The sequence below is a fragment of the Paramixta manurensis genome, assembly GCF_013285385.1.
GTDB lineage: Bacteria > Pseudomonadota > Gammaproteobacteria > Enterobacterales > Enterobacteriaceae > Paramixta > Paramixta manurensis.
In genome coordinates this window covers 2,432,959-2,457,537 of the sequence record NZ_CP054212.1, presented here as the reverse complement: position 1 = coordinate 2,457,537, position 24,579 = coordinate 2,432,959, and the positions used below count along the sequence as shown (strand labels likewise).

At 51.6% G+C, this 24,579-nt stretch carries 19 protein-coding genes and 1 pseudogene; 9 read left to right on the top strand and 11 right to left on the bottom strand.

Features of this window, described 5'->3' with window-relative positions:
- Positions 1-187: 187 nt before the first annotated feature.
- Positions 188-2,866 (top strand): aconitate hydratase AcnA, encoded by a 2,679-nt coding sequence (acnA, locus tag PMPD1_RS11860; protein WP_173634234.1) that lies wholly within the window; start codon positions 188-190, stop codon positions 2,864-2,866.
- A gap of 36 nt (positions 2,867-2,902) precedes the next feature.
- Here acnA and ribA read toward each other — a convergent pair whose 3' ends face one another.
- On the bottom strand, positions 2,903-3,493 hold the full coding sequence (gene ribA, locus PMPD1_RS11855) for a GTP cyclohydrolase II (RefSeq protein WP_173634233.1): 591 nt from the start codon (positions 3,491-3,493) through the stop codon (positions 2,903-2,905).
- 220 nt (positions 3,494-3,713) lie between these two features.
- On the opposite strand from ribA, the gene pgpB reads away from it, so the two are divergent.
- The 5 genes from pgpB to yciH all read left to right on the top strand — a co-directional run bounded on the left by pgpB (position 3,714) and on the right by yciH (position 7,394).
- Positions 3,714-4,481: a phosphatidylglycerophosphatase B gene (pgpB, locus tag PMPD1_RS11850; RefSeq protein ID WP_173634232.1), complete on the top strand. Its 768-nt coding sequence runs from the start codon at positions 3,714-3,716 to the stop codon at positions 4,479-4,481.
- Between the two features lie 161 nt (positions 4,482-4,642).
- Entirely contained in the window at positions 4,643-4,951 is a 309-nt protein-coding gene (locus tag PMPD1_RS11845; RefSeq protein ID WP_173634231.1) for a LapA family protein, read from the top strand.
- A gap of 6 nt (positions 4,952-4,957) precedes the next feature.
- Entirely contained in the window at positions 4,958-6,127 is a 1,170-nt protein-coding gene (gene lapB, locus PMPD1_RS11840; RefSeq protein ID WP_173634230.1) for a lipopolysaccharide assembly protein LapB, read from the top strand.
- A 224-nt stretch (positions 6,128-6,351) separates the two neighbouring features.
- Complete coding sequence (gene pyrF, locus PMPD1_RS11835; RefSeq protein WP_173634229.1) at positions 6,352-7,074, top strand: orotidine-5'-phosphate decarboxylase; 723 nt, start codon at positions 6,352-6,354, stop codon at positions 7,072-7,074.
- Entirely contained in the window at positions 7,071-7,394 is a 324-nt protein-coding gene (yciH, locus tag PMPD1_RS11830; protein WP_173634228.1) for a stress response translation initiation inhibitor YciH, read from the top strand. Before pyrF ends, yciH begins: the two co-directional genes overlap by 4 nt.
- 85 nt (positions 7,395-7,479) lie before the next feature.
- Here yciH and osmB read toward each other — a convergent pair whose 3' ends face one another.
- Complete coding sequence (gene osmB, locus PMPD1_RS11825) at positions 7,480-7,695, bottom strand: osmotically-inducible lipoprotein OsmB (RefSeq protein WP_173634227.1); 216 nt, start codon at positions 7,693-7,695, stop codon at positions 7,480-7,482.
- A gap of 607 nt (positions 7,696-8,302) precedes the next feature.
- On the opposite strand from osmB, the gene kdgT reads away from it, so the two are divergent.
- Positions 8,303-9,286 carry a 2-keto-3-deoxygluconate transporter gene (kdgT, locus tag PMPD1_RS11820; RefSeq protein WP_173634226.1) on the top strand — a complete coding sequence of 328 codons (984 nt, stop codon included), beginning with the start codon at positions 8,303-8,305 and terminating at the stop codon, positions 9,284-9,286.
- Between the two features lie 139 nt (positions 9,287-9,425).
- Positions 9,426-10,292: a crotonase/enoyl-CoA hydratase family protein gene (locus PMPD1_RS11815; protein ID WP_173634225.1), complete on the top strand. Its 867-nt coding sequence runs from the start codon at positions 9,426-9,428 to the stop codon at positions 10,290-10,292.
- Here PMPD1_RS11815 and pdeR read toward each other — a convergent pair whose 3' ends face one another.
- The 5 genes from pdeR to PMPD1_RS11790 all read right to left on the bottom strand — a co-directional run bounded on the left by pdeR (position 10,293) and on the right by PMPD1_RS11790 (position 19,340).
- Positions 10,293-12,278, bottom strand: coding sequence for a cyclic di-GMP phosphodiesterase (pdeR, locus tag PMPD1_RS11810; protein ID WP_173634224.1), 1,986 nt, complete (start codon positions 12,276-12,278; stop codon positions 10,293-10,295).
- Positions 12,279-12,432: 154 nt separating this feature from the next.
- Positions 12,433-12,729 carry a YbdD/YjiX family protein gene (locus tag PMPD1_RS11805; protein WP_173634223.1) on the bottom strand — a complete coding sequence of 99 codons (297 nt, stop codon included), beginning with the start codon at positions 12,727-12,729 and terminating at the stop codon, positions 12,433-12,435.
- Positions 12,719-14,788 (bottom strand): carbon starvation CstA family protein, encoded by a 2,070-nt coding sequence (locus PMPD1_RS11800; RefSeq protein ID WP_173634222.1) that lies wholly within the window; start codon positions 14,786-14,788, stop codon positions 12,719-12,721. The genes PMPD1_RS11805 and PMPD1_RS11800 overlap by 11 nt, the downstream gene beginning before the upstream one ends.
- Positions 14,789-14,975: 187 nt before the next feature.
- Positions 14,976-16,910 carry an exoribonuclease II gene (locus PMPD1_RS11795; protein WP_173634221.1) on the bottom strand — a complete coding sequence of 645 codons (1,935 nt, stop codon included), beginning with the start codon at positions 16,908-16,910 and terminating at the stop codon, positions 14,976-14,978.
- 123 nt (positions 16,911-17,033) lie between these two features.
- The gene (locus PMPD1_RS11790) at positions 17,034-19,340 is read right to left on the bottom strand and encodes an FdhF/YdeP family oxidoreductase (RefSeq protein WP_173634220.1); all 2,307 of its coding nucleotides are present in this window, start codon (positions 19,338-19,340) and stop codon (positions 17,034-17,036) included.
- Positions 19,341-19,526: 186 nt separating this feature from the next.
- On the opposite strand from PMPD1_RS11790, the gene PMPD1_RS11785 reads away from it, so the two are divergent.
- Positions 19,527-20,429: a LysR family transcriptional regulator gene (locus PMPD1_RS11785; RefSeq protein ID WP_173634219.1), complete on the top strand. Its 903-nt coding sequence runs from the start codon at positions 19,527-19,529 to the stop codon at positions 20,427-20,429.
- Between the two features lie 960 nt (positions 20,430-21,389).
- Here PMPD1_RS11785 and PMPD1_RS11780 read toward each other — a convergent pair.
- The 4 genes and pseudogenes from PMPD1_RS11780 to fabI all read right to left on the bottom strand — a co-directional run.
- Positions 21,390-21,635: pseudogene (locus PMPD1_RS11780) on the bottom strand (IS630 family transposase); the annotation flags it as partial.
- Positions 21,636-21,721: 86 nt separating this feature from the next.
- On the bottom strand, positions 21,722-22,180 hold the full coding sequence (locus PMPD1_RS11775) for a putative T6SS immunity periplasmic lipoprotein (protein ID WP_173634218.1): 459 nt from the start codon (positions 22,178-22,180) through the stop codon (positions 21,722-21,724).
- 180 nt (positions 22,181-22,360) lie between these two features.
- Positions 22,361-23,509, bottom strand: a complete 1,149-nt coding sequence (locus PMPD1_RS11770; RefSeq protein WP_173634217.1) for a CMD domain-containing protein — start codon at positions 23,507-23,509, stop codon at positions 22,361-22,363.
- A gap of 208 nt (positions 23,510-23,717) precedes the next feature.
- Positions 23,718-24,506, bottom strand: a complete 789-nt coding sequence (gene fabI / locus PMPD1_RS11765; RefSeq protein WP_173634216.1) for an enoyl-ACP reductase FabI — start codon at positions 24,504-24,506, stop codon at positions 23,718-23,720.
- Positions 24,507-24,579: the final 73 nt, after the last annotated feature.

Below are 24,579 nucleotides of genomic sequence, written 5' to 3'. Positions count from 1 at the left end.
ATGCAATAAAATCGCATTTCTTAAAAACGCCCCGGGCCTAAAGCTCGGGGCGTTTCTTTTTCAGCTCCCCGCCAACCTGTGTCATTTTGTGTTGTTATCAAAACGTTACCCCCAGTTTGTACTATCTTTAACACTGACCTTGTGAACATTCAGGTTATTGTTGAAACTACAATAAGAAGGAGGAGCTATGTCGTTAACCCTACGCGAACGCAGTCAGGACACACTGGAAGTGGATGGCCAACGCTATCATTTTTATAGCCTCCCACGTGCCGCGCAACAGCTTGGTGATATTTCTCGCCTGCCAAAATCCATGAAAGTGCTGCTAGAAAACCTGCTACGTTGGCAGGATGGCGACTCCGTTACCGCTGAGGATATTCAGGCGTTAGCAGATTGGCAGAAAGATGCGCACGCGAATCGTGAGATTGCTTACCGCCCGGCGCGGGTATTAATGCAAGATTTTACCGGCGTCCCGGCCGTCGTCGATTTAGCGGCAATGCGCGAAGCCGTTAAGCGGCTAGGCGGGGATGTCTCTAAAGTGAACCCGCTTTCCCCGGTGGATTTGGTGATTGACCACTCGGTCACCGTTGATCACTTTGGCGATGATAAGGCTTTCGCAGAAAACGTTCGCCTTGAAATGGAACGTAACCATGAACGTTACGTGTTCCTGCGCTGGGGACAAAAAGCGTTTAACCAATTTAGCGTGGTGCCGCCAGGCACCGGCATTTGTCACCAGGTGAATCTCGAATATCTTGGTAAAGCTGTCTGGCACCAGGCACAAGAGGGTAAAGAGGTCGCTTATCCGGACACATTGGTGGGTACCGATTCGCATACCACCATGATCAATGCGCTGGGCGTGCTAGGCTGGGGCGTTGGCGGTATTGAGGCGGAAGCAGCCATGCTTGGGCAGCCGGTATCAATGCTGATTCCAGATGTAGTAGGCTTTAAGTTAACCGGTAAGCTACGAGCGGGAATTACCGCCACTGACTTGGTGTTGACCGTAACCCAAATGCTGCGTAAGCACGGAGTGGTCGGTAAGTTCGTTGAGTTCTATGGTGATGGGCTGGACGATCTACCGCTGGCGGATCGCGCGACTATTGCCAATATGGCGCCCGAATATGGCGCAACCTGCGGCTTCTTCCCCATTGATGGCGTTACGCTAGGTTATATGCGTTTAACCGGGCGCAGCGAGGAGCAGGTGAAACTGGTTGAAGCATACGCCAAACAGCAAGGGTTGTGGCGCAATACCGGCGATGAGCCGATTTTTACCAGCTCACTGGCGCTCGACATGGCATCGGTAGAAGCCAGTTTGGCCGGGCCGAAGCGGCCGCAAGATCGCGTATCACTTGGTGATGTCCCTGCCGCGTTCCGCCAGAGCACTGAGCTGGAGGTGAACCATGCGCAAACCGCTGCCAAGTCTGTCGCGTATCAAGAAGCAGGAAAACAGTATCACCTGGAAGATGGCGCGGTGGTTATTGCGGCTATCACTTCTTGTACCAACACCTCTAATCCAAGTGTATTAATGGCGGCCGGGTTGCTGGCGAAAAATGCGCTTACCGCCGGTCTGCAGCGTAAGCCATGGGTGAAAGCCTCGCTGGCGCCGGGATCAAAAGTGGTGTCTGATTATTTGGCCGCCGCGCAATTAACGCCATATCTTAATGATCTGGGGTTCAATTTGGTGGGATACGGCTGTACGACCTGCATCGGTAACTCTGGCCCGCTACCGGAAAACATTGAGAGCGCCATTAAACAGGGCGATCTTACTGTTGGCGCGGTGCTGTCCGGTAACCGCAATTTTGAAGGGCGTATCCATCCGTTTGTGAAAACTAACTGGCTGGCATCACCGCCGCTGGTGGTTGCCTATGCGTTAGCGGGTAATATGAAAGTTAACCTGCAAACGGAACCGTTGGGTGAAGACCGTAACGGCAAGCCGGTTTATCTGAAGGATATCTGGCCATCGCCGGAAGAGATCGCCCGCGCGGTTCAACAAGTCTCGACTGATATGTTCCGTAAAGAGTATGCGGAAGTGTTTGAAGGTACGCCGGAATGGCAACAGATTCGCGTCAGTGAAGCGGCAACCTATGATTGGGACGACGAGTCTACCTATATCCGCCTATCGCCATTCTTTGATGAAATGGAGAAAGAGCCGAAACCCGTGGCTGAAATCAAAGGGGCGCGTATCCTGGCGATGCTTGGCGACTCGGTGACGACCGACCATATCTCACCGGCGGGCAGTATTAAAGCCGAGAGCCCGGCAGGGCGCTATCTTACCGAACATGGCGTCGAACGGCAGGATTTTAACTCCTATGGCTCAAGGCGTGGTAACCATGAAGTGATGATGCGCGGCACGTTCGCCAATATCCGTATCCGCAACGAAATGGTGCCGGGCGTTGAAGGGGGCGTAACGCGCCATGTTCCGGATAATGAGCAGTTGGATATTTATGATGCCGCAATGCGTTATCAGCAAGAGGGTGTACCGCTGGCGGTGATAGCCGGCAAAGAGTACGGTTCGGGTTCCAGCCGCGACTGGGCAGCCAAAGGACCACGTTTGCTGGGGGTTCGGGTGGTTATTGCCGAATCTTTCGAACGTATCCATCGTTCAAACCTGATTGGGATGGGAATTCTACCGCTAGAGTTTCCACAAGGCGTAACGCGAGGATCGTTGAAACTGACTGGCGATGAGCAGATCGATGTTGAAAATATTGCCGACCTGAAGCCGGGAGGGAAGGTTAATGTGACGCTTACCCGGCAGGATGGTAGTAAGGAAACCCTTGAAACCCGCTGCCGAATCGATACCGGTAATGAACTGACCTACTATCGCAACGATGGGATTCTGCACTATGTTATCCGCAATATGTTGCGCCACTGATGAAAATTAAGCCGGGAAATTTCCCGGCTTTACTTGCTACTTCGACAGCAGATGCCCCATCTTAGCCGCCTTGGTATCGAGGTAATGCGCATTGTTCGGGTTACGCCCAACAATTAACGGCACGCGCTCAACGATATTAATACCCGCCTCGCTCAGGATCTCCACCTTACGGGGGTTATTGGTGAGTAGCCGAACCTCATCAACGCCCAGTAACTTAAACATATCGGCGCACAGCGTAAAGTCGCGCTCATCTGCCGCGAACCCAAGTTGATGGTTCGCTTCAACGGTATCGTACCCTTTGTCCTGTAGCGCATAGGCACGGATTTTATTTAGCAGGCCAATATTTCGACCTTCCTGACGGTGATACAGCAAGATACCGCGACCCTCTTCGGCGATGGCATTCAGCGCAGCCTCAAGCTGGAAGCCGCAGTCGCAGCGCAGGCTAAACAGCGCATCACCAGTTAGGCACTCGGAGTGGACACGCGCCAGTACCGGATCGGGGGTACTGATATCGCCATAAACTAAAGCAACGTGATCGTGCCCGGTTGCCAATTCTTCAAAACCCACCATGAGGAAATCGCCCCAGGGGGTGGGCAGTTTGGCTTCTGCCACCCGTTTAAGCTGCATGTGACTCTCCAGAACCATCATTTGTTACGCTATCATCATGGTAGCGCGAGGCGGTCAATGTGACCTATTACCAAGCCGTATTTTGCCATAACCAATGGGATGGCGGTTAATGCGTAAGAGCGATTGTTGTGATAACGCACAATTATCTAAGCTGCAATCGTTATGTTATTATTTTTTAAGCTATTCTTAGATTAAAATTAACAAAACACAAGGAATTCGGATGCTGGAAATCGCCAGGCGCACGTTGGCAGGTGCGTTATTGCTGCTGATTATGCCAACCGTGGTATGGCTTTCTGGTTGGCAATGGCAGCCTGGTGCCAGCGGCTTGGGGCTGCGCATGTTATTCTGGATGACAGAAACCGTCACTCGTCCATGGGGCGTGGTGACCAGCGCCGTTTTGTGCCTCTGGTTTTTATGGTGCCTGCGTTTTCGTCTGCGACCTGCGTTTTTTTTGTTATTGATTATGGTCGCTGCGGTGCTGTGTGGTCAGTATGCGAAATCATTAATTAAAGACCACGTCCAGGAACCGCGCCCTTATGTACTATGGCTGGAAAAAACGCATGGCGTTAACCAGCAACTCTTTTATCAGCTTAAACGCAAGGCGCGCGGTAAATGGGTGGAGCACTTGGTGGTCGACGATAAGCAATTGCCGGGCTGGCTAAAGAAGCATTGGGCATTCGAAACCGGGTTTGCTTTTCCCTCCGGCCACACGCTATTCGCTGCCAGTTGGGCGTTGCTTGGCGTAGGGTTGTTATGGCCGCGCCGCCGTTTTTTCACCGTGGCGCTGCTAATGCTATGGGCTAGTGCGGTAATGGGCAGCCGCCTGTTATTAGGAATGCATTGGCCGCGTGACTTGGTGGTCGCAACGGCGATCAGTTGGCTACTGGTGACTCTGGCAAGCTGGGGTGTTCAGCGGATATGCGGGCCATTGAGCATTCCTCCCGCCGAGCGTAAAGAGATTGACGCGCGCGATAATGAAGAGGAATAGTGATTGCATTTCGTGGTTTTCGCCCCCATAAAAGTGATGACGGGATAAAAGAAAAAGTAGCGGGGAGGGCTGCGCGGGCGATTGGGGCAGTTTATCATGCAGCATCCTGGCAACTTTTTTGGCATAATTCATTTGGATAACACCAAATTACGGGACGAAATGTGAAATATTTGCTGATTTTTTTACTGGTATTAGTGATTTTCGTCATTTCAGTGACGCTTGGCGCGCATAACGATCAGGTGGTGACTTTTAATTATCTGTTGGCGCAGGGGCAATATCGGGTTTCCACGCTGCTGGCAACACTGTTTGCCGCCGGGTTTGTACTGGGATGGGCGATTTGCGGATTGTTTTGGTTACGTACCCGCGTCGCATTAGCCAATTCGCAGCGTAAACTGAAACGGCTTCAGCAACAGTTTGAGCAGGCAGATAGTTCTGTGACAGTGTCACCAACGCCTGTCGTCAAGGAATAACTACTCATGTTGGAACTGCTGTTTCTGTTATTGCCCGTAGCCGCGGCGTATGGCTGGTATATGGGGCGCAGGAGTGCGCAGCAGGACAAGCAACAAGAAGCGAACCGCCTCTCACGCGATTATGTGGCCGGGGTTAACTTCCTGCTTTCTAACCAGCAGGATAAAGCGGTTGACCTGTTCCTCGACATGCTGAAGGAGGACAGCGGCACGGTAGAGGCGCACTTGACGCTGGGTAACTTGTTTCGTTCCCGAGGTGAAGTGGATCGTGCGATACGTATTCACCAGTCGCTCATGGAAAGCGCATCACTGACCTATGAGCAACGTTTACTCGCTGTACAGCAACTGGGGCGCGACTATATGGCCGCCGGTTTGTACGATCGCGCTGAAGATATGTTCAGCCAGTTAATAGATGAAACCGACTTCCGCATTAGCGCGCTTCAACAACTTCTGATTATTCATCAAGCCACCAGCGACTGGCAGAAGGCGATAGATGTTGCCGAACGGTTGGTGAAGTTGGGCAAAGGGCGTCAACAAATGGAGATTGCCCACTTTTACTGCGAGCTGGCGCTGCAGGCAATGGGCAGCGATGATCTTGACCGTGCGATGAATCTGCTGAAAAAAGGCGAAGCGGCGGACAGGCAAAGCGCGCGCGTCTCCATTATGATGGGGCGGATTTTTATGGCGCAGGGAGAATACGCCAAAGCGGTTAGCCATTTACAGCGGGTACTTGAACAGGACAAAGAACTGGTCAGTGAAACGCTAGAAATGCTGGAAAGTTGCTATCAGCGGTTACAGCAACCGCAGGCGTGGGAAGCGTATCTGCGCCGTTGTGTGGAAGAGAACACCGGGGCCGTCGCTGAACTCTATCTGGCGGATATTCTTGAGCGTGAAGAGGGAACGGAAGCCACACAGGTGTATATCAACCGGCAGCTTCAGCGTCACCCAACCATGCGAGTCTTCCACCGTTTGATGGATTTTCACCTCAGTGAAGCGGAAGATGGCCGCGCCAAAGAGAGTTTGATGGTGTTGCGAGATATGGTCGGAGAGCAAATCCGGACCAAGCCACGCTACCGCTGCCATAAATGTGGTTTTACCGCCCATGCGCTGTATTGGCACTGTCCATCCTGCCGCGCCTGGTCTTCGGTTAAGCCAATACGCGGGCTTGATGGGCAATAGCAAGATTCCCGGTGACGGGAATTTTTTATTACCGTAATTAGTTACAACATACTGTTATCTTTTCACTGATTAGTACCCGAGAAAACAACCTGCTCGTAAGCGCCTGGCAGGGAAGACCAAAGCCGGACTCGTCAGAAAACTGTCATCCTGCCAACGGCACAGGTAGAATGCTGCGGTTTATCCACTGCGCCGTGCCGGTGCCTCACTGTCCAGAGGGTTTTTTCATGTCATTACCTCAAACTGTAACCGACTCACCGATATTGGTGGCGCTTGATTATGCCGAGCGTGACCTCGCGCTGGCGTTTGTCGATCGTATTGACCCACGCAGTTGCCGATTAAAAGTCGGTAAAGAGATGTTTACGCGTTTTGGGCCGCAATGGGTGCATGAATTACAGCAACGTGGGTTTGAAGTTTTTCTCGATCTCAAATTTCATGATATTCCGAATACGGCGGCACATGCCGTGGCTGCCGCTGCCGATTTAGGCGTATGGATGGTTAATGTGCACGCCAGCGGCGGGGCGCGTATGATGAATGCCGCCCGCGAAGCATTATTGCCTTTTGGCAAAGATGCACCGTTGCTGATTGCGGTAACGGTACTGACCAGTATGGATGCGGATGACCTACGCGGCATTGGTATCGATGCGACGCCTGCGGAGCACGCAGAGCGGTTAGCGCGCCTCACGCGTGATTGCGGGCTGGATGGCGTGGTGTGCTCAGCGCAGGAGGCGGCACGCTTCAAACAGGCGCTCGGGCAGGACTTCGCGCTGGTTACGCCGGGTATTCGGCCACCTGGCGCCGATGCTGGCGATCAACGTCGTATCATGACGCCTGCTGAGGCACAGCAGGCTGGCGTTGATTATATGGTGATTGGTCGGCCAATTACGCGTTCTGACGATCCGGCGGCCACGCTACAGGCGATTCATGCTTCGCTACGGGAGGATAAATGAGTAACGATAATCGTTTGGTCTATTCAACCGGCGTGGGACGTATTGATGCGCCAGAGGAAAAAGTCACGCGTCCGAAAGGCGATGGGATTGTCCGTATTCAGCGCCAAACCAGTGGTCGTAAAGGCAAGGGCGTTTGCCTCATTACCGGTATTGATCTGGAGGAGAGTGCGTTAAACGCGCTGGCTGCCGAGCTGAAAAAGAAATGTGGCTGTGGGGGTTCAGTAAAAGAGGGGGTGATCGAAATCCAGGGCGATAAGCGCGATCTACTAAAAACTCTGCTGGAAGCCAAAGGCATGAAGGTCAAACTGGCGGGTGGCTAAAGCGAGTGAGGCCGCGAAAACGCGGCCTTGTAATCATCAGATACGCTGCGGTAGATCTGTTTTATCGTTTTTATCAACCAGGCTGTTAGTGAACCTGATGGCCAATGATACCGCCAACGGCTGCTCCGCCGATGGTGCCTAACCCGCTGCCATTGGTCAGAATGGAACCACCAATTGCACCCGCGCCTGCGCCGATTGCCGTATTACGGTCACGTTTAGACCAGTGAGAACAACCACTTAAAGAAAGTACTAACGTTGCGGCCACCAAGGCGACGGTAAAGCGTTTGGTATTGATTGACATAATAACTTCTCCTTTATTGTTTCCCACAGCTGAGGGCGTTGGTTTGGCACCGTTCAACTGCGTCTCAGGTTTTTGACTGACAACGACTGACAAACGATTTACATCCTTGTCCTTGCCATTAAAGCGTCAAAACGTTTAATAACTTGTGGTCTTATTATTCAGCCAAAAAACAGTGATTGCCTGAAAAAAAGTGAGCAGGCTAACTATCACCCTTTTGGCTATCACATAAGAATATTGTAGGCATTCGTACGCCGCGCAGTAGGTTAAAAACTCCTAATTAGCGGGGAAAGTATGCAAATTTACTGATTTTATCCTGCCTGGGCCGCATAGCGCAGGGTTTATCTTTGATACCAAGTGGGAAGCCAGGCGCGGATGATCTAGCTGCCGTATAAGTGGAGGCTGGAGCGCAAACGTTTTTGGACTATCCTAGAGTTAGGTCTGCATCAAACAACTGAAATAATAACCCTCTAAAAATGAAACGTCGTTTCAAAAATTAAATGAAGATCACTTTTCTGCCCTAATAATCACGCTATGTTGCTTTCATGGACCCACTGGGTGGCCGCAGATGATAACGATTTCGTCTTGCTGAGAAAAGGTGAAAGACAACATGCAAATCAAACGTGCGATAGATAAAATTCCTGGCGGAATGATGCTGGTACCGCTGTTTATCGGTGCTATCTGCCATACGTTTTCGCCCGGAGCCGGTAAGTACCTCGGCTCTTTCTCAAATGGTTTAATTACTGGCACCGTGCCTATTTTGGCGGTCTGGTTCTTCTGTATGGGCGCCTCAATAAAGCTCAGCGCAACAGGTACGGTGTTACGTAAATCAGGTACCCTGGTGGTGACGAAAGTTGCGGTGGCGTGGGTGGTTGCGGCGGTGGCGTCGCGGATAATTCCTCAACATGGTATTGAGGCAGGGATGTTAGCCGGGCTCTCTACGCTGGCACTGGTCGCGTCGATGGATATGACCAACGGCGGTCTGTATGCCTCAATTATGCAGCAATACGGCACGAAAGAAGAGGCTGGCGCATTTGTACTAATGTCCCTGGAGTCCGGGCCGCTAATGACGATGATTATTCTGGGGACTGCCGGGATAGCATCATTTGAACCGCATGTTTTTGTTGGCGCGGTACTGCCGTTCTTGATTGGGTTCGCTTTGGGCAACCTTGATCCCGAGCTGCGTGAATTTTTTAGCAAAGCGGTACAAACGTTGATTCCGTTCTTCGCTTTCGCGCTGGGCAACACCATCGATCTGGCCGTGATTGCCGATACCGGTTTATTGGGCGTGCTGCTGGGCGTGTCGGTCATTGTTATCACCGGCATCCCGCTAATTATTGCCGATCGATTAATCGGTGGCGGCGATGGTACGGCGGGCATTGCGGCATCCAGTTCGGCGGGCGCAGCGGTCGCAACACCGGTATTGATTGCCGAGATGGTGCCGCAGTTTAAACCAGTGGCACCTGCGGCAACCGCGTTGGTTGCGACCTCGGTTATCGTTACCTCGGTTTTGGTGCCGATGATTACCGCCGTTTACTCTAAACAGGTAAAAAGCCGGCGGCTGGCGGTGGGGCAACGAGCCGCAATTAAATAACTCTGCTTATCAATTCCCGGCGTTAGCGCCGGGAATACTCTCCTTCTTTATCTTAAAAATCAACCTCTCGTTTAGAACCGTCTCACTCTGCATTACGCTGAGAATGCGTCAACGCATCAAATAAACAGAGGATGAGACTATGACAGTAATTAACCAACCAACCTGCCGGGCGTTTACCGAAGTTGGGCAAACCACCCAGCTTGTTGCGTACTATGAAGAGGCGCGTCGTACCATGTGGATGTTACTGCGTGCGGAACCGCGGCCTTGCTTTAATCATGCCTTGATTGAAGAGATCATGAACCTTAGCTACGCCGCACAGCGCTCTGGCTTGGTGATTGATTTTTGGGTTACCGGCTCGCTGGTTCCGGCAATGTTCAATACCGGCGGCGATTTGCACTTTTTCGTTGAGTCGATTCAAAATGGACGACGCGAAGCGTTGCGTGCCTATGCCCGCGCCTGTGTGGATTGTATCCATGCGGCTTCACGTGGGTTTGACACCGGCGCAGTCACCATTGCGATGATTGAAGGGAGTGCGTTAGGCGGTGGGTTTGAAGCCGCATTGGCGCACCATTTTATTTTGGCGCAAAACAATGCTCGCCTCGGGTTTCCCGAAATCGCGTTTAATCTGTTTCCCGGCATGGGCGGCTATTCACTGGTCGCCCGGCGTGCCGGTATGAAACTGGCAGAGGAGTTAATTTGCGAAGGAGAGTCACATACCGCGGAATGGTTTGAAACGCGCGGTTTGGTGGATCGTTTATTCCAGCCCGGCGAAGGGTATCAAATGACGCGTACTTTTATTGATACGCTAAAACCTAAGCTAAATGGGGTACGGGCGATGTTAAAAGCGCGTCAGCGCGTCTTGCAACTCACCCGCGCCGAGTTGATGGACATTACCGAAGACTGGGTAGACTTTGCCTTCACGCTTGAACCTAAAGACCTGGCCTACATGGAACGGCTGGTCCAACTGCAAAACCGTCACAGCGCGCAGTTACGTAAAGCAGGGTAATTATTGATATTCAGGATGTTGAATAAGCCAGTGTTCGAGTTGTTCTGCGGGCATTGGCTTCGCATATAAATATCCTTGGCGAATATCCACCTCGTTGTTCATCACAAAAGCTTCTTCTTCCACGGTCTCAATCCCTTCGGCAATCACCTGCAAATTCAACGCCTTCGCCACTGCGACAATGGCTCGCACCAATGACTGCGCAACCGGCTGAGTATTAACATCACGCACAAAACTTTGGTCGAGCTTAATCGCATCAATCGGCACGCGCGCCAATTGTGAGAGCGAAGAGTAACCGGTACCGAAATCATCAAGATGCACTTCCGCGCCCAACTCCTGGAACTGCTTCATCAGCATCAACGCCTGGCGTTCATTTTCAATCAGGCAGCTTTCGGTCAGCTCAATATCAATCGGGCATTGGTTTAACCCGCTCTCTTGTAATGCCTGTTTTAGGTCAGTATAGATGCTCTGATCGATGAGCTGACGCGCGGAAACATTCACCGCCACGCGCAAATCAATGCCTTGTTGACGCCAGGCGATAATTTGCGCCAGTACGGTAAGCATCACCCAACGGCCAAGAGGAACAATCAGCCCGGACTCTTCCGCATACGAAATAAAATCGCCCGGGGCGACCAAACCTCGCTCAGGTGATTGCCAGCGTACCAGCGCTTCGGCGCCGCGCACTTTACCGTTGCGATCGAGCTTAGGCTGATAGTGAATAATTAATTGTTGCTGTTCCAGCGCCTTACGCAGGTTAGTATCCAGCCACAAGTATTCGAATACGCGCTGGTTCATTTCGGCAGAAAACAGGCAAAACTTGCCGCGGCCATTCTCTTTAGCGTTGTACATCGCGGTATCGGCATTGCGGATCAGGCTTTCCCGATCCTCGCCATGCTGCGGTGCAATCGCGATGCCGATTGAGCTGCCGGTATACACTTCTAACAGGCCGATGCGGAACGGTTGACGTAAACGGTCGAGAATACGCGAGGCGAGTGATTCTAGCTCGCTTTGGGTGGTATTTACCGCTAACACCAAAAACTCATCGCCGCCAAGACGGGCCAGCGTTTGCTGTTTACCGAGACAGGTCAGAATAGCCAGCGATACGGCTTGCAATAATTGGTCGCCAAACATATGCCCGTAGGCATCGTTCACCTTTTTAAAATTATCGAGGTCAAGGTACACCAAGCCGGTTTGCCTTCCTTGCGGATTATCCAACGCTTCAGTAATCAACTGATGAATCGCGTTGCGATTAGGTAAACCGGTAATGGTGTCGGTATTCGCCAGCACGCGAAGCCGTTCCTGCGCCCGACGTTCTTCAGTAATGTCGGTACCGGAGCAGATGAGGAAAATTTCATTCTTACCGCTGCCGCTATGAACAAACTTATTGCGGAACAGAAATAGGCGCTGACCTTTACGGGTTTTAACCCAGCGCTCCACTTCGTATGAACTGCCTTCGCGGAAAAAACTGGCGATATTACGCCGTGACGCCGCCGCTTCTTGACGCGTCATAAAAAGTTGGAACACGTTACGGCCAATCACTTCTTGTTCTTTCAGGCCGGTATACTCTTCACTCAGACGGTTAAAGCGTTGGATGTTACCGCGTTGATCGAGGATAACGATCACCGAATTGGCCTCAGACACCACCTGTTCAGCAAAGGAGAGGCCATGCGTCAAATCGCGAGCGACGGAAGAGGTGTCACCCCATGCTGAAGCTGTGCCTGCCCACTCTGACTGATTCACCTTACGTCCGACAAAATGCATCGCGATTTCGGTTCCGCGCAAAGAGACAGTGAGGCTAATACTGGAGGTGATGACCGCCATCGAGCGCAACAAACTGGCCTGTGGCGGCGTAAGCGCTACGGCGAGGTTAACTTGGGCTGCTTCATCTTCCGAAAAATTAAGCGCATCGCTATCGGCGGATAGGTGCCAGTGAGGGCTGGTGGTGCCAAACAGGCTATATAGCAGTGTTTGCCCTCGATCATCGATCATTTAAGCCATCCTCAGGAAAGACGCGGTAAGCGTATCTTCTTATTTTAGCAGCACTATTCTGCTACAGGGATCGGACAATGGCGTAAAAGTAATATATTTTTCGTAATACAAATCAGCGGCCCTAAAAAAAGCCCCGTTTCCGGGGCATTGACGCTTAACAGGGACATTTTCCTAATTTTCCGCCTTTAGCGGGGAAGCGTGCTTCCAGACAGTAGCGATGAAACTCGCGTTCAGTCATGGGAACGGCTTGTGGATGGTGGAGCCGCATATGGCGCAGATAGTTTTGGTAATCATGAACGCCAACCATTAACCGGAAACTTTGCGCCAGGCGGCGAAAAATCAACCGTAAGGTCAGCGGCGCAGGCGTAGCGGAAAGGGTGCCAAGCGGATGACAACGCTGGATGTGCCACTCACCTTGTGGGCGCCGCAGAGCAGATAGGTTATCCGACATGACGAACCTCCTCACGTAACGAAATCTCTGACTCGTGCACGGTCGGCGTGGCGCTTTTTAAGGCGCGACGAATGACAAAGAACGCGGCAATCAGCATGGTGACCGCCACTAGCATAAAGAAGCCGCACAAAATGGCGTTGATTTGGTTACTGAACACAATGGTTTGCATATCCGCAACAGTTTTCGCCGGGGCGATAATCACGCCATCATCAATACCTTGTTTAAATTTGTTGGCCTGCGCTAAGAAACCAATGCTGGGTTTTTCATGAAAAATCTTCTGCCAACCGGCGGCCATAGAAGTAATAAATAACCAGACGGTAGGCAGAATCGTTACCCAGGCATAGCGTTGTTTTTTCATCTTAAACAACACTACCGTTCCCAAGATTAGCGCCATTGAGGCCAACATTTGGTTACCAATACCGAATAGTGGCCACAGGGTGTTAATGCCGCCAAGCGGATCGACGACACCTTGATAGACAAAGAATCCCCAGCCCGCGACCGCAACGGTAGTGCCGGCCATATTTCCCAGCCAGGAGCGATTATTCGCCAGTGAAGGGATCAGCGTACCAACTAAATCCTGCACCATAAACCGGCAGGCGCGCGTCCCGGCATCAACGGCCGTTAAAATAAACAGCGCTTCAAATAAAATGGCGAAGTGGTACCAAAACGCCATCATCGCCCGGCTGTTAAATACCTCGGTAATGATATGCGCCATACCCACCGCAAAGGTTGGCGCGCCGCCTGCGCGTGACAGAATGCTGGTTTCACCGACATCACGGGCGATGGTGGTCAGCATCTCCGGCGTGACGACAAATCCCCAGCCATTAATGACTTGAGACGCGCTCTCTACTGTGGTGCCAATCAATGCTGCCGGGGAGTTCATGGCGAAATAGACGCCGGGGTCGATCACCGAGGCACAAATCAACGCCATGATAGCGACGAAGGATTCCATCAACATTGCGCCGTAGCCGATAAACCGCATATGGCTCTCACGCTCAACCAATTTAGGCGTTGTGCCGCTGGAGACCAGCGCGTGGAAACCAGAAATCGAGCCGCAGGCAATGGTGATAAATAAAAATGGGAACAGGGCACCGGAAAATACCGGGCCGCTACCATCAATAAAGCGTGAGACGGCGGGCATTTTCATTTCAGGCAGCGCAATCAGAATGCCAATCGCCAGGCCGACAATGACGCCAATTTTGAGGAAGGTAGAGAGATAGTCACGCGGCGCCAGTAATAGCCACACTGGCAGAACCGAGGCAATGAAACCATAGATCACTAACACCCAGGTTAACGAGGTGCCGCTTAGTGTGAAGAAGGGCCCCCAGAATGGATGCTGCGCAACATTGCCGCCATAGATAATCGCCGCCATCATTAGCACGAAGCCAATCAGCGAAACCTCGGCAATTTTACCTGGCCGCAGAAAACGCATGTAGATGCCCATAAACAGCGCAATCGGAATCGTCGCCGCAATGGTAAACAGCCCCCACGGGCTGTTAGTGAGCGCCTTAACCACCACCAGCGCCAACGCGGAAAGGATAATAATCATTACGCCCAGCGCACCGAGCATGGTAATAACGCCCGCGAACGATCCCAGCTCCTGTTTTGCCATCTCTCCCAGTGAACGACCATCGCGGCGAGTTGAAATAAACAGCACTAAAAAATCCTGTACTGCTCCCGCCAGTATTACGCCCACCAAAATCCAGATAGTACCGGGTAGAAAACCCATTTGTGCGGCGAGTATCGGCCCGACCAGTGGGCCAGCGCCGGCAATCGCGGCAAAATGGTGCCCGAACAGCACCCATTTGTTGGTGGGAACATAGTCCAGCCCGTCATTAAATCGTTCAGCCGGCGTACGGCGGCGATCGTCCAGCGCAAAGATATTTTTAGCGATAAATAAGCTATAAAAACGATAAGCAATGCTATAGCTGGCCACTGCAGCAATCACCAGCCAAACGGCGTTCACATGTTCTCCGCGGCTTAGCGCTAACATGCCAAAGGCAAATGCACCAAGCAACGCCACTGCTAACCAGATAAGCCCGGTTTTGACGTTTTGCATGACAAAACTCCTTGTTGGGATCCACCAGGGAAGGTTCAGAATGAATAGCAGGTTAAAAGTAATGTAATTGTTTGTTAAAGAAAGTGAATCTGCGGAGAAGTGTGAACTGATAAGCGTTTTTAAACGTTAGGGACGTGAAGAGTAAATAAAGTGGCGGGATAACGCATTATCCCGCCGGGGAACCGTATCAGGCGACAGGACGGGCTACGATACTACGGGTTTCCATGCGCACTTCGGCAATGGTGACCTCAATAACATCGGTAACGCGCCAGACAACTTCACCTTTAATTTGTACAGTACCGCTCTCCTGGCTGCACACCAGCTCGTCGCGAACCGCATGTAGGAAAGGGGCGGGAATAAAGGCGATAGCACCGTTATCCAGCAGCCTAACGCGCATACCGCCGCGTGAAATATCGATGATTTCAGCGCTAAACCGGCTGCCATTCTGAACGGCTTTTTCAAGGAAACGCGCGTAGAGCCAATCACCGACATCGCGCTCAGCCATACGATTTAAACGGCGACGTTCGCCCATTTTGACCGTGACATCATCAGCAGGTCGTGCCACTTCCTCTCCGCGAATAATCGCTTTCAGCAGGCGATGGTTGACCATATCGCCATATTTACGAATCGGCGACGTCCAGGTTGCGTAAGCTTCCAGCCCAAGGCCAAAGTGTGGGCCGGGTTCGGTGCTTATTTCCGCAAAGGACTGGAAGCGACGAATACGGCTGTCGAGGAATTGAGTGGGTTGGGCATCTAACTGGCGGCGCAATTGACGGAACCCTTCCAGCGTCGTCATCGTGGCGGGATCAACAGTGACGCCATTATTCGCTAGCACTGCCGCGGCTTGCTCGGCATTAACCGCATCAAAACCGAGATGGACGTTATAAATGCCAAAGCCCAACTTATCGCGTAACTCTGTCGCGGCGCAGATATTGGCGGCAATCATTGCCTCTTCCACAATGCGGTTAGCGATGCGGCGTGGCTCGGCAACAATGTCCAGCACTTCGCCTTTGTCACCTAACAGGAAGCGGTAGTCCGGACGGTCTTTAAAGACCAACGCATGATTTTTGCGCCATTCCATACGCGACAGACACAAACGGTGCAGCAGGCGGATTTGGTTAGCAACAGCATCGGTTTCTGGCTGCCACTCGCCACTATTTTCCAGCCAATCGGAAACATGGTCATATACCAGTTTGGCTTTTGACTCGATCCACGCGGCAAAGAAATGCACATCGTTGGCAAGCGTACCATCCGCGGCGACGGTTACGCGGCAGGCCAGCACCGGGCGGCGTACGTGTGGGTGCAGCGAGCAAACATCGTCGGACAGGGCGCGGGGTAACATCGGAATGTTAAAGCCCGGCAGGTAGTTGGTAAACGCGCGCTCGGCGGCGATAGTATCCAGCTCACTACCTGGCGCAACATAAGCGGTAGGATCGGCAATGGCGACGGTGAGGCGCAGGGTACCGTCAGCAGTTTCTTCGACGTACAGCGCATCATCCATATCTTCAGTGCTGGCGCTGTCGATGGTAACGAACTCCAGCGCGGTGAGATCTTCACGCGTCAAGTTTTCGTCCAACATCTCACTAAATGTCACGTCTGGCGCTTCACGCTCCAGATTGTGGCGTGACAACGTCACCCACCACGGTGCCAAATGGTCATCGTTATGGGTAATAAATTGGGTTAGTTCCGCGTAAAAGCCGCGATCGCCTTTCAGCGGGTGGCGGCGCATCTCGGCGACGGCCCAGTCGCCAGCCTGAAAATCATGGGTTAAAGCACGATCGGGACGGCAAGAAATGGCTTCACGCAGTAACGGATGGTCCGGCACAATCGATAACCGATCATCTTTTTTCTGTACCCGGCCTACGAAGCGCGTCAGGAAAGGCTCAAGCAGTTTTTCCGGCTCGACAATCTCGCGATCTTTGTCAGTTTGCACGGCGGCGACAACGCGATCGCCATGCATCACTTTTTTCATCTGCGGCGGCGGAATAAAGTAGCTTTTTTGCGCGTCGACCTCTAAAAAGCCGAACCCTTTTTCCGTACCTTTGACTACCCCTTCAACGCGCGGCGTCTGGGAGTGAAGCTTCTCTTTAAGCTGCGCGAGCAGCGGGTTATCCTGGAACATAATTAATTTATTTTCGTGGCCTAAGAGCGGCAAACAGTTTTACGCGAATCACCGGTTTGCAGCAAGGTTAACTAAACGAAAAAAGCCGGACGAGTCCGGCTTTCTATAAAGACTAACACTGTATCAGGCAATACGGCGACTGACCACCTCTGGCGTCAGTGAAATCTTCACCGGCACCGATTTGGAGGTTGGCGTTCCGCTGCCTTCGCCAAAGCTGGAAAGGGGAACCAGCGGGTTGGTTTCCGGATAGTAAGCTGCCAGATTACCGCGCGGGATATTGTAGGGCACTAACTTAAAGCCGCTCACTTTGCGGGTAATGCCATCGTTCCAGAGTGTTTCGATATCCACATTTTGCCCGGCGCTCAGCCCTAATTCCTGCATATCGTCAGGATGAATAAACAGCACTTCACGCTGGCCGTATACACCACGATAGCGATCATCCAGACCATAAATAGTGGTGTTGTACTGATCGTGTGAACGCAACGTTTGCAGCGTAAACGGCACTTCAACATCACCGAGTTGCGGAAACAGTGAGTCAGGCAGGGCAGCGGCGCTAAATTGCGCTTTATTATGCAAGGTATTAAAACGCAATTCGGCAGCCGCGTTACCGAGATAAAACCCGCCAGGGTGCGCGCATTTTTGGTTGAAGTCGGCAAAACCTGGAATGGTGGCCGCAATATGATCGCGGATTCTGTCGTAATCATCAGCCAGTGCCAGCCAGTCGAGCGGCTGGTTACCGAGGACCGCGTTAGCAATGGCGGCCACAATCGCCGTTTCAGAGCGTTGGGTTTCCGCCAATGGCTTACCGACGCCTTCCGAAGCATGCACCATGCTAAAAGAGTCTTCTACGGTGATGAACTGCGAGCCGCTGGCCTGAATATCCTGCTCGGTACGCCCAAGCGTCGGGAGAATTAAGCCATCATGTCCGGGGACTAAATGGCTGCGGTTCAGTTTGGTACTGATATGCACGGTCAATCCGCAACGGCTCATCGCCTCTTCGGTGCGTGGGCTATCGGGCGCGGCGGCAGCCAGATTGCCGCCCAGTGCGATTAAAACTTTAACTTCATCGCGTAACATGGCTTCCAGCGCTTCCACCGTGTTGTGACCCGGCTCGCGCGGCGGTTCAAAATTGAAATGGGCGCCGAGCGCATCAAGAAACGCTTTCCCGGGTTTTTCATCTATGCCCATGGTGCGGTTGCCTTGCACATTGCTATGACCGCGCACCGGACATAACCCCGCGCCTTTTTTACCAAGTTGGCCGAATAACAACTGTAGATTCACGATCTCACGAACTGTATCTACCGAATGTTTATGTTGAGTGATCCCCATGGCCCAAGTGCAAATAACGCGTTCAGCGCGCTGATAAATTGCCGCTGCTTCACGTAGTTGCTGTTCGCTGAGTCCTGACTGTTTTTCGATCTTCGTCCATGATGTGGCATCGACTGCCGCCAGATAGTGATTCACGCCTTCGGTATGGGTGGCGATAAAGGTTTCATCAAACAGGCCCGCTTCACCGTTAGCAATACGTGCCCGATGCGTTTCTGCCAGCGCTTTAACCATGCCGCGCACGGCCGCCATATCACCGCCAAGATTGGGCTGGTAATAGGTAGAGCTAATCGCGCCAGCCTTAGAGGTAACCACTTCCAGCGGCTTTTGCGGGTCGGCAAAACGTTCCAGGCCACGTTCGCGTAGCGTATTGAAGGTAACGATATCCGCGCCGCGGTCGGCGGCATGGCGCAGGCTATGCAGCATGCGAGGATGGTTGGTACCCGGGTTTTGGCCGAAGACGAAGATAGCGTCTGCGTGTTCAAAATCATCAAGAAGAATAGTGCCTTTGCCCACGCCGATACTGCGTTTCAGACCGGTGCCGCTGGCCTCATGGCACATATTGGAACAATCGGGAAAGTTATTGGTGCCGAACATCCGGCCAAAAAGCTGATATAGCCAGGAGGCTTCATTACTGGCGCGACCCGAAGTATACAGTTCAATTTGGTTGGGGTTATCCATCGCGTGGATATGCTGTGCGATGAGCGCGAGTGCGTCGTCCCAGCTAATGGCTTCGTAGTGGTCTGTCTCGCGGTTGTAGCGTAATGGTTCAACCAACCGGCCTTGGTATTCGAGAAAGTAGTCGCTCTGTTGGTAAAGGGCGCTAACGCTGTGGGCGGCAAAAAAATTGGCATCAATAAACCGCCGCGTCGCTTCCCAGGTGACGGCTTTAGCGCCGTTTTCGCAAAAGCTAAAGGTGCTTTTATTATCATCGCCCCACGCACAGCCAGGGCAATCAAAGCCTTTCGCTTTATTCATGCGCATTAAGTTACGCATGTTTTTTAATGCTTGCTTACTGTCCATCACGAAACGCGTGGTGGCTTCCAGCGAACCCCAACCGCCTGCGGCGGCCTGATATGGCTTGATTTGCGATTTGAATTTCATGATATGTGCAGGCTTTTGTTGTTTGTATGTTAAGCGTTTATTACTTCAATGGATAAAGTCTGCAACCGGCTAGTAAAATTGTCTAATTGATTGGTTTAATGGTGCGATAGGTGTCCTTTATCGCAACGGTCTTCAAATAATGATTCCGTGTTACACTGTCTACCTGTGTTGCTGATCTGCACTCTCATGGACATTAAACAACTGATTTACCTTTGTAACCTGGAGCGCGAACGTCATTTTGGGCGTGCCGCCGAGGCCAGTTTTGTTAGCCAGCCGACGTTATCGATGCGGCTAAAAAACCTTGAGCGTGAACTGGGGTTGTCGCTGATTAACCGCAGCAATAACTTCGACGGCTTTACCGCCGAAGGGGAGCGAGTGCTGGCTTGGGCGCGTGAGATTGTTTCGGTCTATCAGGGGTTGAAGCTGGAGGTCGAGTCGCTTAAGCATGGCGTTAACGGTACGTTGCGTATTGGCGTGGTGCCGCAATGCAGTGTCTCGTTGCCGGTGCTACTTAAAGCGGTGCATGACCGGTATCCACAACTGGATTATCGTGTGGCGGTGTTGAGTGCCGACCAATTACTGGAATCACTGAATAGTCATACGGTAGACGTGGGCATCGGCTTTTTTGAAATGGCGACGCTGCGCGAATTGCATTTTCAGGCCGAAGCATTGCGCGATAACGGCGTTGAATTAGTGTATCACCCACACCATTTTCCCGGCTTAGCCGCAACGGATGATGCGTTAAGTTTGGCGGATGCCGCGGCATTGCCGCTTTGCCTGGCTGAACCGACCCGCTATTTTCGTCGTTATCTTGATAATCATTTTCGCGATGCCGCGCTGTCGCCGCGCGTTATTCTGGAAAGTACGTCGGTTTTTCAATTGATTCAGGGCGTGCAGGTTGGGTTAGGGTGTTTGATTGCGCCAGGCGGCCATTTGTTGCCTGAGATGGTGCCCGCGTTGCGTCACCGTCGGTTAGCGATCGCACCGATGGCGCGTCATGCCGCGTTGGTGATTGCGGAGCCTGGACGCGCGACGCCGTTAGCCCAGCATTTTTTTGATGAAGTGCGCCGCTGGCTGGTTCAGCCTTGATGGCGATGATCTCCATGATTAGCGAGTAATCAGGTATCCCTGTGTCCTGATTTTGTGATCCACTACACCCGTATCCGGGTAGCCCGTTCACGGGCGGTAAGTAACGGAGTTGGAGCAAATGTCAGACTGTGCGCGGTTGATATTGATAACAGAGCCTTACAGGCGTATCTAAAAAACCTCCGGCTATGCCGGAGGATATTTATTCCTACTTTTTTGTCCAATCAAAAAGTAGAATATTTTTATTCCCCATCGTGTTATAGCGATAAGGAATATTATCATAACGACGAATTTAGAGAATAACTCACTTCTTGATGCGGTATTCAAATCAAGGATATTGGCATGATTAATTAAAGTGAATCCGATAATGAACAAAAGTAAATATAGTAAAAAGTTGAAAATGACTTTCATCAGTTTCGCCTGCTGATTAATTTATTTTTATGACTTATAACTACCAAGTGCACTGGCCTCCATAGTTTGGGCTGGATTTTCCACTATCATTTTTATTTCCACCTCCGTTGCTGAAGCTTTCTTTTGTGCATTGACCGGCAATCATTCCACCAATAACACCTGCCGCCATGCCAAGAGGCCCACCAGGCATTCCTGCTACAAGGCCACCAAATATGCCAGCGGCACAGGGATCATTACCATAAGTACCACCTTTATTTCTGGGTGGCTTGTTTCTGGTAACGTTGAATTCAGAGTTAGAATTGGCACCACTACCAGAAACAATATAGATCTTTCTTTTTGATAAAATTTTTATTTTTATTTCCTTTTAAGTTAACTACGTCCAATCTATATTTTAGGAACTTAATGCATAGGAGTACTGTATATGGTTTTTTTTTGTTATTTCGTGATCTGTCACTCAAAAGAAAATAGTTAGGAAAATCGTGTTCGCTATGATTTTCTTTGGGGGTTGGATGTTTTTTTGTAACTTATTGGATTTCATTTTTATATATCTAACTAACTGAGTTCAATACAGCTATACTTTTGCCACCCATGTTTCCCTCCCGGGAATGGGCTAACGGTTTCCATAAAATGGTGAACCTTTTTCAGCAACTGCTACATTGAGCGGCATGGGTGGTTGCGGATCATCGTATCGTGTAGCGCCTGTCATCGCCGCTCGACATGATTTACCCACGGTGAGTACACTGGCGGATAGATAACATTGAATTTCGGATTCGCTTTCAGCCATCCTCTCGTTTTTTTCACTCTTAGGAATAACATGATAGTTAACCTCAAAAGACGCAACTATGCGTCCATTGGAAGCTGTGCCATGACCATTGTCGCTATGGCTAGCGAGTAATCTCTTGCCTGGTCAGTGTGAGGTTATGCACCCGTCCGTTGGCTATTTCGAAAGCAGACACGACGCTGCGGCGAGATTCGCTGTCTTTTTGCGAGGCAAGAATATATTGCACAATAAATTCGCCTTTTTCCGGGAATGCGTAAAAATCAGCAGGGAGACAGAGTTGACCATTTTGAACATGAAGATCCGGTTTACGCGTAAATGTCATCTCCTGAGAAGGTTTGTTGCGTTGATTAATAGCGATAAAAATAGGCTGATAATCACGAGAATTTGGAACCAGGAAGCATATCTCGTCTCTAATTTTACTCACAGAGGTTGTCTCGTCTGGTTGTAATCGATCGCCAATGCCCGGACATCCTGTAACAAGGATTGAAGAGATGAGTAACAGAGGTAATTTAATTTCCCCTAATGTCAGCAACCGGAGACTACCTTCTTTATAATCATCCATCTATTCACACCTTTTATCCTGGCCGCTATCTATCGCGGAACTAACCTCCATTTCAATAGGGACTAACTAAATTTGTGACGACCGTCGCAAGAAGAGAGTGCCTGACAAAGAAAATACGCCTAATAAAAAAAGCCTCTTTTAGAGGCTTTCTAATTACATAACCTAACGCTAAAACGTTATTCAGCCTGCGGTGCCTAACGTTTGCAGCAGGCGATTATTCCAGTTAGCAAAAGCAATTTTCTGGATCAGGCTGAAAATGGCCGCCGACGACAGACCACAATCTTGCAACGGTTGCAGGTGCGCGGCGCTAAAACGCTCCGGCGAACGGGTGAGTTGCGCGGCGGCATTTATCACCGCCATAGCCGATGAACCTTTCCCGGCTGCCTGCAGCGCTTCCTCAACCCCGATACGCAAAGCGGCTGCCAGCTCCCCTTGATAACCGGCAAAACAACCGGCGCTGCCGTTTATTCGAGCGCTTACCGCCTCGGCTAATCTCTCATCGGTAGCGTCGCCAGCCGCTTCCAGCTCGGCGTTTAACGACGCCCAGCCATATAAGGCACGGGCATCGTGCGCCAGTAGCCAGGCAATGTGTTGTAACCCTGGTTGCGGCTGGCAAAAGGTGAGTACCTCTAGTTGCTCCGCGTTGGCATAACGTAACTCAACCGGCGGTAACTGTGGCTGCCACTCAACGGCTTGAGTAAAACGTTCGGCTGGCGCATCGTCAGGAATGGTTACTCCGGGTATCCAACGTACCGGCATACCACTTAGCGCCTGCAAGCCAGCTACCACCCGCGCCTGATAGCTCACATAACCAATAATCTGGCTGAACGTAATGATATCCGGCGTCGTCAGGCCCACTTCATCAAGCCGCTGTAATGCCGCCGCATCAATCAGCGTGGGTTGGCTGGCGAGTTGCCGCGCATATTGCGTGATTTGCGTCAGGCGATTATTGCTTTCACGTGAAGAGTCCGGTCCCGGCAGGGGATTGAGGCGCGTGGCATAGTGGTTACACAGCCGCTGAACGCCGGTGACTTGGGCGACGGTTAACGCCGTACTCAAACGGTCATACAGCGTTAAGGTATGAGTCAGAGACGTTTCAAGCGCAGGCGGGAACAGAACCTGATGCAGATCGCGTGCAATGCGTAACGCGGGTTGAGCACCGTGTAATAGCGGCGTTAGTGTTGCATCTGCCTGCTTACGAAGGCCCGGTAAAAAGCCATCTTCCGGTTCAGCCGCATGAGAGATTTGCGATGAATCCGTGACGGCACAAAGGCTGGCCTGGGTTTCATGGTACCACTGGCTATTGCCGGGGTAACGGCGTTGTTCCATGGTCATTCCTTTTACATGTTAATTGACCCGGACCCAACAACGTAACCGGTCACGTCGCGGCTCGGGCCAGAATGGCATGACTATCCTGGCTGATGGCGCTACGCGAATGAAAGATTGTTCAGTGATAATTAATAGCAGGAAGGTATAACAGAAACGGAGCGGGATGATTGACGTAAGAAGCGGGCGAGGGGACCCTCGCCCGGACAGATTATTTCAGTTCTAACTCATTCATCGCGGCAATGCTGAAGCCGCCATCAACGTGAACCACTTCACCGGTAATCCCACCGGCTAAATCGGAACACAGGAACGCAGCGGAGTTACCTACATCTTCAATGGTAACGGTACGACGAATTGGCGTAACGGCTTCGCAGTGCGCCAGCATTTTACGGAAGTCCTTAATGCCGGAGGCCGCAAGGGTACGAATTGGGCCAGCAGAAACGGCGTTAACACGCACACCTTCCGGACCCATTGCGTTTGCCATATAGCGCACGTTAGCTTCCAGTGAAGCTTTAGCCAGACCCATAACGTTATAGTTCGGGATCGCACGCTCAGCGCCGAGGTAAGAAAGCGTCAGCAATGCAGCATTCGGGTTCAGCATCGCACGGCATTCTTTAGCCATCGCCACGAAGCTGTACGCGCTAATATCGTGTGCAATTTTGAAACCTTCACGCGTAACGGCGTTGACATAATCGCCATCCAACTGGTCGCCCGGCGCAAAGCCGATAGAGTGGACGAAACCGTCAAATTTTGGCCAGGTTTTTGCCAGTTCAGTAAACAGCGCTGTGATGCTCTCATCTTCAGCAACATCGCACGGCAGAACAATCTCAGAGCCCAGTTCTTTAGCAAACTCCTCCACACGACCCTTCAATTTGTCGTTCTGGTAGGTGAAAGCCAGCTCGGCGCCCTGTTTGTGCATCGCCTGTGCAATACCGTATGCGATGGAGAGCTTACTGGCAACGCCAGTAATCAGAATGCGCTTACCGGAAAGAAAACCCATAGCTGTAATCCTTATGGTCATTGTTGTTGGCGGCCGCATTTAGACAATAAAACTGCGACCGACGTTAATCGAC

Bases quoted from the DNA above. Each gene is read 5' to 3' on its own strand.
- PMPD1_RS11775 (WP_173634218.1), bottom strand. From the start codon at position 22,180: ATGGATGATTATAAAGAAGGTAGTCTCCGGTTGCTGACATTAGGGGAA.
- acnA (WP_173634234.1), top strand. From the start codon at position 188: ATGTCGTTAACCCTACGCGAACGCAGTCAGGACACACTGGAAGTGGAT.
- PMPD1_RS11770 (WP_173634217.1), bottom strand. From the start codon at position 23,509: ATGGAACAACGCCGTTACCCCGGCAATAGCCAGTGGTACCATGAAACC.
- lapB (WP_173634230.1), top strand. From the start codon at position 4,958: ATGTTGGAACTGCTGTTTCTGTTATTGCCCGTAGCCGCGGCGTATGGC.
- PMPD1_RS11815 (WP_173634225.1), top strand. From the start codon at position 9,426: ATGACAGTAATTAACCAACCAACCTGCCGGGCGTTTACCGAAGTTGGG.
- PMPD1_RS11790 (WP_173634220.1), bottom strand. From the start codon at position 19,340: ATGAAATTCAAATCGCAAATCAAGCCATATCAGGCCGCCGCAGGCGGT.
- ribA (WP_173634233.1), bottom strand. From the start codon at position 3,493: ATGCAGCTTAAACGGGTGGCAGAAGCCAAACTGCCCACCCCCTGGGGC.
- osmB (WP_173634227.1), bottom strand. From the start codon at position 7,695: ATGTCAATCAATACCAAACGCTTTACCGTCGCCTTGGTGGCCGCAACG.
- PMPD1_RS11805 (WP_173634223.1), bottom strand. From the start codon at position 12,729: ATGTCGGATAACCTATCTGCTCTGCGGCGCCCACAAGGTGAGTGGCAC.
- fabI (WP_173634216.1), bottom strand. From the start codon at position 24,506: ATGGGTTTTCTTTCCGGTAAGCGCATTCTGATTACTGGCGTTGCCAGT.
- pgpB (WP_173634232.1), top strand. From the start codon at position 3,714: ATGCTGGAAATCGCCAGGCGCACGTTGGCAGGTGCGTTATTGCTGCTG.
- PMPD1_RS11785 (WP_173634219.1), top strand. From the start codon at position 19,527: ATGGACATTAAACAACTGATTTACCTTTGTAACCTGGAGCGCGAACGT.
- yciH (WP_173634228.1), top strand. From the start codon at position 7,071: ATGAGTAACGATAATCGTTTGGTCTATTCAACCGGCGTGGGACGTATT.
- PMPD1_RS11795 (WP_173634221.1), bottom strand. From the start codon at position 16,910: ATGTTCCAGGATAACCCGCTGCTCGCGCAGCTTAAAGAGAAGCTTCAC.
- pdeR (WP_173634224.1), bottom strand. From the start codon at position 12,278: ATGATCGATGATCGAGGGCAAACACTGCTATATAGCCTGTTTGGCACC.
- pyrF (WP_173634229.1), top strand. From the start codon at position 6,352: ATGTCATTACCTCAAACTGTAACCGACTCACCGATATTGGTGGCGCTT.
- kdgT (WP_173634226.1), top strand. From the start codon at position 8,303: ATGCAAATCAAACGTGCGATAGATAAAATTCCTGGCGGAATGATGCTG.
- PMPD1_RS11800 (WP_173634222.1), bottom strand. From the start codon at position 14,788: ATGCAAAACGTCAAAACCGGGCTTATCTGGTTAGCAGTGGCGTTGCTT.